Source organism: Pseudomonas sp. LS_2, from assembly GCF_042709235.1.
Classification (GTDB): Bacteria; Pseudomonadota; Gammaproteobacteria; order Pseudomonadales; family Pseudomonadaceae; genus Aquipseudomonas.
Genome location: NZ_JAVAYC010000055.1, coordinates 1 through 9,439, shown reverse-complemented (window position 1 = coordinate 9,439; position 9,439 = coordinate 1). Strand labels below are relative to the sequence as shown.

At 64.5% G+C, this 9,439-nt stretch carries 8 protein-coding genes; 4 read left to right on the top strand and 4 right to left on the bottom strand.

What is annotated here, in order from left to right:
- Window positions 1–194: 194 nt before the first annotated feature.
- From RAC97_RS24355 to RAC97_RS24345, 3 genes are all read left to right on the top strand, one after another.
- Entirely contained in the window at window positions 195–575 is a 381-nt protein-coding gene (locus tag RAC97_RS24355; protein WP_375099402.1) for a Mor transcription activator family protein, read from the top strand.
- 39 nt (window positions 576–614) lie between these two features.
- Window positions 615–1,241 carry a DUF2589 domain-containing protein gene (locus tag RAC97_RS24350; RefSeq protein ID WP_375099394.1) on the top strand — a complete coding sequence of 209 codons (627 nt, stop codon included), beginning with the start codon at window positions 615–617 and terminating at the stop codon, window positions 1,239–1,241.
- 104 nt (window positions 1,242–1,345) lie between these two features.
- Window positions 1,346–1,894, top strand: coding sequence for a DUF2589 domain-containing protein (locus RAC97_RS24345; RefSeq protein WP_375099401.1), 549 nt, complete (start codon window positions 1,346–1,348; stop codon window positions 1,892–1,894).
- A gap of 15 nt (window positions 1,895–1,909) precedes the next feature.
- Here RAC97_RS24345 and RAC97_RS24340 read toward each other — a convergent pair whose 3' ends face one another.
- From RAC97_RS24340 to RAC97_RS24330, 3 genes are read right to left on the bottom strand one after another with little or no spacing between them, the layout of a single operon-like run.
- Complete coding sequence (locus tag RAC97_RS24340) at window positions 1,910–5,581, bottom strand: translocation/assembly module TamB domain-containing protein (protein WP_375099393.1); 3,672 nt, start codon at window positions 5,579–5,581, stop codon at window positions 1,910–1,912.
- Entirely contained in the window at window positions 5,581–7,323 is a 1,743-nt protein-coding gene (locus RAC97_RS24335) for an autotransporter assembly complex family protein (protein WP_375099392.1), read from the bottom strand. Before RAC97_RS24335 ends, RAC97_RS24340 begins: the two co-directional genes overlap by 1 nt.
- A gap of 45 nt (window positions 7,324–7,368) precedes the next feature.
- Window positions 7,369–8,019 carry a GNAT family N-acetyltransferase gene (locus tag RAC97_RS24330; RefSeq protein WP_375099400.1) on the bottom strand — a complete coding sequence of 217 codons (651 nt, stop codon included), beginning with the start codon at window positions 8,017–8,019 and terminating at the stop codon, window positions 7,369–7,371.
- Window positions 8,020–8,188: 169 nt separating this feature from the next.
- Between RAC97_RS24330 and xthA the strand changes: the two genes are divergently transcribed.
- Entirely contained in the window at window positions 8,189–9,001 is an 813-nt protein-coding gene (gene xthA / locus RAC97_RS24325; RefSeq protein WP_375099391.1) for an exodeoxyribonuclease III, read from the top strand.
- Between the two features lie 24 nt (window positions 9,002–9,025).
- Here xthA and RAC97_RS24320 read toward each other — a convergent pair.
- Window positions 9,026–9,439 (bottom strand): anti-sigma factor family protein (locus RAC97_RS24320; protein ID WP_379671515.1); only part of this gene is annotated, 414 nt, incomplete at its 5' end.

The following is a 9,439-nucleotide window of genomic DNA, read 5'->3' as shown; positions in this document are numbered from 1 at the left end:
CCTACAACCTCCCCCCCTCAAAGCCTGCGAGCGGTAACACCGAGCGGCTACAGCGCTCGGTCCGCTTGGCGCCTAGCGACAGCTTTTGCCGCTGCCTGAGAATTCAGCCAAGCCCATCCCGATGGCAGCCAAGGGTCGGCCTACAACAGCCAAGGAAACACGGCATGGCAACAGTCTTTTTCGAGGAAGAAACAATGGAATCGAGCGACCTGGACCGGATAGACGTCACTCAGCTCCCGCACTCGCTGCAGTCGCTGATCGAATGCATCGGCATCGAAAACGCTTATCTGTTGACCCGCACCTACGGCGGCAGGCCCAAGTACATCCCCAAACACCGCGAGCGCACCAAGTTGGCGGACGTCCTTCCCATCGACGCCCTCGATGCATTGATCAAGCGTTTTTCCGGGGTCGCTTTGGAAATCCCGAAACCTGACCACTTTCAACGGCAGTTACGCAACCTGCGGATCCAGGAAGAAAGCGCCAACGGCCTGTCGCGTAGCCTGCTGGCCGACAAATACGGCCTGAGCCTGCGCCAGATCGGCAACATCCGCCGCCAGGACAACCACGCTCGCTGATCCTGTACGCCGGCAGTCCCCCACTGAGGAAACGACACCATGGTAAATCCAGATAGCAATCTGATCGGCTCGGTCATAAACGCCCTGCCCATGGACCGCATGATCGCAGCGCCACTACAAGCGATGATCGAAGCCCAGGTCACCGCCAGCAAATCCTATGCGGATTTCCTGCTCAACGTCTGTATCAAGGATGGCAAGGCCAATGCCATTGAATTCCACTACGAAGAGACCCTACAGGACGACCAGGGCCAAACCACCGGAAGCGTCACACGGAAAATGCAGATTCCGCTGATGGCGGCAATCACCCACCCGAATATCTGCATCGAAGAAGGCAAGGTGGAGTTCGAATTGACGGTTAGCCAGATGGCTGAGGACAGCTCCTCCACGGAAGCCGCCGCCGAACTGGACGGTTCCCTGGGCTGGGGTCCGTTCAAGCTCAATGTAAAAGGCAGCGTCAGCCACAAGTCGGCACAGACGCGCAGCACCGACACCCGGGCGCGCTATGCCTTCAACACCACCGTCAGGCGCCAGGAGCCACCCGAGGCGCTGCAACGGGTCATGGATTACCTTACCGACGCCGCCGTAAAGCCGATTCGCGCCGACAATACCCACGCGCTCAAGCCCGACCGTGGCGCTGAAGTGGAAACCCAAACCAACAACCAATGAACGCTACATGCTCGTCTGACCGACAACACGCCCCCGTTACTGGCGGGGGCCTCAGACCTTGAGGAACCCCACGCGTGGAATCCCACACTCCGCCCCCAGCTCCAATGACCTCGAGCGACCTCATCGACATCACCCGCGGCTTGCAGGAAGCGGCCGCAGCCACCCACACGCTGATCGCACAGCAGTACATCCAATTGTTCGACCAGTTCTTCGACTGCAACACCGGCGCCCTCGGAAGCCCCATGAAAGCCAAGATGGTCGAGGTGGCCATGGACGACCAGCACACGCTACGGGTGCCATTGATCGCCTTGGTTTCCCCACGAGGCCTGGCGCTGGAGCGCATGCAGGTCGACCTGTCGGTGCGGGTGAACGGTATCGACACCCGGCAGTTCGCCCAGGACAACCTCCCAGCAGACACCCGTGGTGCGCGCTTCCGGGTGACCGTGGGTGCCAGCGGCCGTCGCGGCGACCAGCGCGACCCTGACGAGGTGCAGATCCGCATGCAGTTCCACGCGTGCGAGCCACCCGAGGCGATCAACCGCCTGATCGAGGAGTACACCAACCTCATCCTCCCCCAGCGCCTTCCCATGACCACGCCCGCAAACAACGCGGATGACCGCGACGAGTTCGTCGACGCCGCGACAGTTCGCTGAACCGCCCTCCTGCCGTCAGAAATCCCGCTTGTAGAAAATATCCAACGAGCTGGCCAGCCCGCTGGCCGCCTCCAGGTACACCTTCTTGCTCAGTTTGTAGCGCAACGCGATGGTGTTGGCCGGCTCGAATACCCCCACCCCATAACGCAGACTCAGACGCTCAGTCAGGTTGCCGCTGGCCACCACGCTGGTGGTATTGCCGGAACCTTCGGTATCCAGTTGGAAGTCATCGATTCCCAGGCGCGTCGCCAGGTCCCCGGTGATACCGGCACTACCCGCCAGCCCCAGGCCAAGTGCCGCCTGCGCCAGCATGTTGTTGTCTTCACCGGAGGTGCTCAGCGGTCGGCCGAGCACCAGGTAGGACAACGCCTGCTCCTGGCTCATGGCCGGCTCCGAAAACACCTGGGTGGCCGGCTGCTCGGCGCTACCGCTCAGGCGAATGCCCGCGATCACGTCATCGACCTGGCGAACGGCCTCGATGTCCAGGTAGGGCTGGTCGATGGGGCCGGCGAACAACAGACGAGCGCGGCGAATGTTCAAGCGCTGGCCATAGGCACGGTAGCGACCATCGGCCAGGCTGAGCTCGCCACGGGTATCGAGGTTGTCGCCGATGTGCACATGCCCCAGGAGGTTGGCGGTAAGGCCGAAGCCGCTGAACGACAGCTTGTCGTGCCCCACCTCGACATCGATGTCCATGGCTACCGCCATGGGCGGCGTGCCCTCCTCGGTCTGGTGACCAACGATCACTGTGTCCTCGGATACCTTGACCGTCGAAGGCGGCAGCTCGCGAACGGTGATCTTGCCCTTGGGCACCAACACCTTGCCGGTGACTACCAAGCGCTCGTCGACCAGGCGAACGGCCAGGTCCGGCGCCACTTCCAGCGCCGCGTACGGCTCGACGCTGACCGGCAATTGCTGGCCCTGCACACGCAGGTCCATACCCAGCACCTGGCCCCAGGTCAGGTTGCCGCTCAGTTGACCATGCCCGGTCTCGCCACTGCGCCAGTCACCCTTCAACTGCATCTGCTCGCCGGCGATCAGGGCGCGCAATGACAGTGCTTCCAGGCTAATCGGCAACTCGGCGCCACTGACGTGCCCGGCGCTGAGTTGCAGCTCGCCATTGACCTGGGGTTGCAGCAAGTCGCCCGACAAACGCCCACTGCCATCGAGACGACCGGCCAGGCGTTCGACCATCGGCACGAAGGGACGGATGATCGACAGGTCCAGGCCAGACAGGTTGAAGTCCCCCGACAGCGGCTTGTTCCGGCCCAGCGGGTCGATACGCGCGGCCAGGTTCAGCTCGCCCAGGCGCTCGCCTCGGAACGCCAGCCGGGCGTCGACCTGGCGCGGTGCGAGGGTACTGTCCAGGCGCAGGGCCTGGTAAGGGAAGTCGACCCATTGCTGCTTGTCACGCACCCTCAGGGTGCCGCCGCTGGCGTCGATGCGGATATTGCCCTTGGGGCCGCTGGCCGGCAGGTCCAGGTCGATGTCGGCATCGAGCAGCCCCTGCCAGGCGAAGTCCTTCGGCAACCACTGGCCAAGACTCTCCAAGGGGAACTGCTTGAGGTGGTAACGCAGGCGCGGCTCTGGCGCCAGGCGCTGGTCCTCGCCGCACAGGCTGGCTTGGCCTGAACGCCAGCAATGGGCGAACAGGTCCAGTTGGCCACTGGCCAGGCGCTGCAACCGCGCAGGCGCCTGCAACTGCCAGTCGTGACCACCGGCCTGAATGCGCCCGCTGGCCAGACGGCCACGCCAGTCGCCAGAGGCCAGGGTGCCATCCAGTGCCAGGTCAAGCTTGAGCTGCGGGCCATCGAGCGCAAGGCTCAGTGCCTGCTGACGGGCATCGCCCTTGCCGTTGGCCGACAGGTTGCCCAGCGCGGTATCGCCCAGGCGGATGTTGCCGAGGTCGAGAGTGAGCTGACCGCGCTGGGCGTCGTCCAGTCGCGCGTTCAGGTTCAGCCGCTGGATGCGATTGTCGGCTTGGGCCAGTTGCTGGCCCTGTAACGTCAGGGTGCCCTGTGGCGCCGCCAGGGTGCCAGCGACATCCAGGCGCCCCTTGGCCTGGCCTTGCAACCTGGGCCACAGCTGGCCCAACCGCGGCAGGTCAAGGTCGACTCGGCCCGCCAAGCGCTGTTGCAGGCTGGCGCTGCCATTTATGCGGTTATCGCCCAGTTGTACTGCCAGCGTGGCGAGGGTCCAGGCCTCCCCGGCCCCATTGGCCTGGACCTTGAGCAGGGCTGGCTGCCCGCGTAGCCGGCCCTTGAGGTCGAGCAGCGCTTCCAGTTGCAGGCGCCCTTCCTTCAGCTCGCCCTGGCTGCGCAAAGGCCCGGCCAGGGTGCCCGGCATCTGCGCAAGCCAGTACCCCGGGTCGAGGGCCGACAGCTGCATGTCGACGTCCCAGGCCAAGGTGTCGGCAAAGCGCAGGGCAACGCTGCCAGCAGCCTTGCCCTGCCCTGCGTTCAGGGACAACTGGGGCAGGCGCACCTGGGTGAGGTCGCCATCGAAAGGGCTCGCCAGGCTAAATGCACCAGCCGGGCCATCGAGATCGCCATCGAGGCGACCGTCGTACTGGCCATCGCGATAACGCACCTGCGCCGTGAAGCGCTTGAGGGTGACTTGTGGCGCCTGCTCCAGGGGGTACAGGCGCAACCAGGGGAAATCCAGCCATTGGAGCTGGGCGTCGGCGGTAAGCGCCTGCTGCCAGTCGGCGCTGGCTTGCAGCTTGATGTACTGGGTATCGCTGGCGCTGAGGTCCAGGGCGTCCAGCGTGGCGCCCTTGGCGTCGACCTTGCCGGTCAGCATCAGGACGATGGGGCCCTGATCGGCGGGCAGACTGGCGCTGCCGCGTAATTGGTAACCCTTGAGCAGGTCGCCCTCGGCCTTGAGGTCCAGTGGGTTGAATTGCAGGGTGTCGGGTAACGCGTTGCTGGGCTTGAACGCAGCGGAGTGAATTTCCAGCCGCGCAGGCAGGTGCTCGGCCAGGGCCTGTAGCTCGCCTTCGATGCGGGCATCGAGGTAGCCGCTGCTGGTGCCTTCGAGGTTCAGGGTTTTCTGCAAGTCGCCCTTGGCGACCAGGGCCAGCGCCCAGGGTTTGTCATCCACGGCGGGTAGCTGCAGGGTTGCGTCGGCCTGCAACGGCCAATCGCCTTGGGGAAGCAGCGTGCCTTGAAGACTGAGCTTGAGGTCGTCGCGTTGCAGTTGCAGGGTGTCGATGCGCAGGCCTTGGGCGGTCCAGTGCGCTGCCAGTTGCAGGTCGCCCAGCAGGTCGCTGCCGTCCAGGCGCAATTGGCCGATGCGTACTTCGCCCAGTTCCATGGCCAGCGGCAGGTTCAAGGTTGGCAATTGTACCGGCCCGCTCTCGGGTTGTTCCGTTGATGGCGCGAAGGTCATGTCGACGCGCTCGGCCTGCAAACGGTCGATGCACAGGGTGGCTCGCAACAGGCACGAGGGCGACCAGGCCAGCTGCGGCGCGTGCAACTCGACCCGGTCGTCGCCCTGGGCCCAGGCCAGGCGCTGCGCCTGCCACTGCCCACCAAGACGTCCCTCGAACCCGTCCACACCAAGCCCAGGCACCAGGCCCAGCAACCAGCGGCTGCCACCCTGGGTGCCCAGGGTCAGCCCAAGCCCCATGACGACCAGCAGTACCAACCCCAGCAAGGCCAGGAGTGCTCCTTTGAACAGGCGCATCACAGTTCCGGCCCCATGGAGAAGTGCAGGCGAATGCCGCCGTCGTCATCCAGTGCCCGGGCCAGGTCCAGGCGCAACGGGCCGACCGGCGATACCCAGCGTACGCCAAAGCCCACGCCTGTCTTGAGGCTGGGCAGCTCCAGGGAGTTGAACGAGTTGCCCTGGTCGATGAAGGTCGCCAAGCGCCATTTCTCCGTGACCGAATACTGGTATTCCGCGCTGCCCGCCACCAGGTAGCGCCCGCCGATGCGGTCGCCGTCGCTGTTCTTCGGCGACAGGGTCTGGTAGTCGTAGCCGCGCACGCTCTGGTCGCCACCGGCGAAGAAACGCAGCGACGGCGGGATGTTGTTCTGGTAGCCATTGGTGGCGCTGCCACCAAATTGCAGGCGGCCCAGCAAACGATGGTTCTGCCCCAGAGTGGTCAGGCCCTTGAGCAACACGTTGCCATGCACCAGGTTGGTGTCGGACACCAGGCCTTGCTTGGCCGCCTGCACGTCGAACTGCAAGCGGTAGCCGTTGTGCGGGTCGATTCGGTTGTCGCTGCGCAGGTAAGAGAAGCTGACCCCTGGCATCAGCAGGTTGCTCAGGCCCGAATCATCCCCCAGGCGATATTCTTCGCGCTGATACTTGAGCGAGATCACCCGCTGCCAGCCGCTGGGCAATTTACTGTGCCACTCGGGGCCGACGGTGAGCAGCTTGCTCAAGGAGTCGGTGCCGGCGATTTCCTCGTTCTGGTAACCCCCGGCAAAACGCAGCTTGTCGGTCAGCGGCGGGTCCAATGGCACGTCGTACCACAGCCCGACGTTCTGCCGTGGCGCCGACAGCTCGGTTTCCCAGCCATAGCTGTGACCTTGTGCGTTGACCCAGTGGCGTGTCCAGTTGGCCTTGCCACGCGGCCCCACGTCGGTCGAAAAGCCCAGGCCAAGGCCAAGGGTGCGGGGTTTGCGGGTATCGAGACGAACATTCACCGGCACCACCTCGGCCACTGCCGCGGTTGGCGCGGCGTCCACCCGCACGCCTTCGAAATAGCCGCTCGATTGCAGGTCATTGTTCAGCTCGGCGATCAGTTCGGAGTCGTAGGGAGTGCCTGGCTTGAAGCCAACCATGCGTTGCAGCAGGTCTTCATCGAGGGGTGCATCGCCGCCGAAGCTGACCTTGCCCAGGCGATATCGCGGGCCGCTCTGGTAGACCAGCTCGATATCGGCTACACCGGCCTGTGGGTCGACGGCCAGGCGCTGGCGGCTGAAGCGACCACTGAAGAACCCGTAGCGCGAGGCCTGGTTCTGGATCAACCGCTTGGCATCCTCGTACGCCCCATGGTTGAGCGGTTCGCCAGCGCGCAACGCCTTGCTGTCAGGAACACGAAAGGCCTTCATCTCGCTGGCCGGCCCTTCGATGCGCACGGTCACATTGCGCAGCCGCACCGGCTCGCCCGGTTGCACATGAATGATCAGGCGCAGCGGCTGGTCGGCCTTGGCCGGTGCCTTCACCTCGCTATCGATCTGTGCCTGGTAATAGCCCAGGGCCTGGGCGGCCTTGCGTGCCTGTTCTTCGGCGCCTCGGCTGAAACGCAGCAAGGCATCCTCGTCGCGGTCGCCAAGGCTGCCGATATAACCTTCGATATTGGCTTGCAGTTCCTTGTTGGCCGGTTTTACCCGCACCGACAGTTCACTCTGGCCCCATGCTGTGCAACTGGCGGCCAGGATGACCAGGCCCCAGGTAAGTCGTCCTGAATACGTCATGCGGCGCATCCTACCAGACCCTGGCGCCAGAGGGGGCGGCTGGGCTCAGGCGTTCGCGGCCTGCGAGGCGACAGGGTTGGGGTGGAAGAACACCTTCTCCAGAATTGGCCCTACGGCGATTTCACCGATTTCCTGGTAACCCTGGCGTTGGTAGAACGCCAGGTAATGGGGGTTGCCGCTGTCCAGTACCACGCCTTGGGTATGGGGGTCTTCGGCACACCAGTCGTGCACGGCTTGTAACAATTGCTCGCCGAAATCCTGCCCCTGGAACTGCGGGTGCACCCCCAGCAACGGCAACACATGCACGTTGCCGCCGGGCAGGCAGGAGGTCAGCGCGGCCTGGTAGGCGAGATAGCGACGGGTGCAGCGCAGGCCCGCCCCTAGAATCATGCGCAAACGCCACGCCCAGCTATCGACGACACCAAGGCGCCGATGCGGCGGCGCAATCAGTGCCACACCCACCAGGCGGTCTTCGAGCAACAGGCCTATGGCGGGCAATTGCAGGAAAAAGTGCTGGCGGGTCCACTCGCGCAGCAGCGCTCGCAGGCGCCGCTCGTAGCCGGGGCGCTGGCCCTCGAACAGGTAGGCGAAGGTGGGTTCGTGGCGGTAGGCATGGTAGAGGAGCGAGCGCACCTCGCGGCTGTAGCCGGCATCGAGCAAGCACACCTGGGCCTGGGCGGCAATGGTCTCGGGCATTGCGACGAACCTCCTTGCATGGGCATACAGTGCCTTGGAGATGGACTGCGAGGTATCGTTCATCTCGGTGTTTCGATGCAACCCTAGCAGCGGGTGCGAACTGCCGCCACGCTGGTGGGCGGGGCCAATGTCGGCTAGCATCCGAAGCTTTTACCAGGGTTGCCTTTCCATGAAGATCGTCTCGTTCAACATCAATGGCCTGCGCGCCCGCCCGCACCAGCTGGCGGCGTTGATCGACAAGCACCAGCCGGACGTGATCGGCCTGCAGGAAACCAAGGTCAGCGACGAGCAGTTCCCGCTGGCTGAAGTCCAGGCCCTTGGCTACCACGTGCACTTCCACGGCCAGAAAGGCCACTACGGTGTCGCCCTGCTCTCGCGCCAAGCCCCGCTGTCGCTGTTCAAGGGCTTTGCCAGCGATGAAGAAGACGCCCAGCGCCGATTCATCTGGGGCACCTTCGCCGACGCCGACGGCACGCCCATCACGGTGATGAACGGCTACTTCCCGCAGGGTGAAAGCCGCGACCACCCCACCAAGTTCCCGGCCAAGCAGCGCTTCTACAGCGACCTGCAAGCGCTGCTCGAAGGCCAGTTCAAGAACGACCAGGCGCTGGTGGTGATGGGCGACCTGAACATCTCGCCCCAGGATTGCGACATCGGCATCGGCGCGGACAACGCCAAGCGCTGGCTGAAAACCGGCAAGTGCAGCTTCCTGCCCGAGGAGCGCGAGTGGATGGAGCGCCTGAAAGGCTGGGGCCTGGTGGACAGCTTCCGCCACCTGCACCCTGAGGTGACCGACCGCTTCAGCTGGTTCGACTACCGCAGCCGTGGCTTCGAGGACGAGCCCAAGCGTGGCCTGCGCATCGACCTGATCATGGCCTCGCAAGGGCTGTTGCCACGGGTCAAGGCAGCCGGTGTGGACTATGAGCTGCGCGGCATGGAAAAACCCTCCGACCACGCACCTATCTGGCTCGAACTGGGCTGATCTCGTGGGGGTGCGGCCTGCTCTCTACAGGCTCACCCCAAGCGCCCGGCGCACCTGCTCGCCGCGCTCGTCGTCGGCAGCGCTCACCACGGCGAAGGCATAGTCGCCATGGGACCAGTAGCGTGCCTCCAACATTCCCTCGGTGCGCTGCCCATTGGGCATCTCGAAACGCTTGCCGGGCGAGCGCATGAATAGGCTGATACGCTGCCCCTGGCCATCCTGGAACACCAGCAACGCAGCCGGACCGTTCTCGTTGGCCAACAGGCGCGCGCCCACTGGCCGCAGGCCATAGCTGCCGAGGTCCGGCAATTGCCCGACGCGGTTGAAGTGTCGGCCCAGCCAGGCTTGCAATTGCGCCGGGTCATCGGCCTGGACGTCCAGCGCAGGGGTATCGGCAAACAACTTGTGCGCTTGTACCGCATCCGCCATTGGCAGAAT

Excerpts from the sequence above, each read along its gene's own strand:
- RAC97_RS24355 (WP_375099402.1), top strand. The coding sequence starts at position 195 with ATGGAATCGAGCGACCTGGACCGGATAGACGTCACTCAGCTCCCGCAC.
- xthA (WP_375099391.1), top strand. The coding sequence starts at position 8,189 with ATGAAGATCGTCTCGTTCAACATCAATGGCCTGCGCGCCCGCCCGCAC.
- RAC97_RS24335 (WP_375099392.1), bottom strand. The coding sequence starts at position 7,323 with ATGACGTATTCAGGACGACTTACCTGGGGCCTGGTCATCCTGGCCGCC.
- RAC97_RS24350 (WP_375099394.1), top strand. The coding sequence starts at position 615 with ATGGTAAATCCAGATAGCAATCTGATCGGCTCGGTCATAAACGCCCTG.
- RAC97_RS24330 (WP_375099400.1), bottom strand. The coding sequence starts at position 8,019 with ATGCCCGAGACCATTGCCGCCCAGGCCCAGGTGTGCTTGCTCGATGCC.
- RAC97_RS24340 (WP_375099393.1), bottom strand. The coding sequence starts at position 5,581 with ATGCGCCTGTTCAAAGGAGCACTCCTGGCCTTGCTGGGGTTGGTACTG.
- RAC97_RS24345 (WP_375099401.1), top strand. The coding sequence starts at position 1,346 with ATGACCTCGAGCGACCTCATCGACATCACCCGCGGCTTGCAGGAAGCG.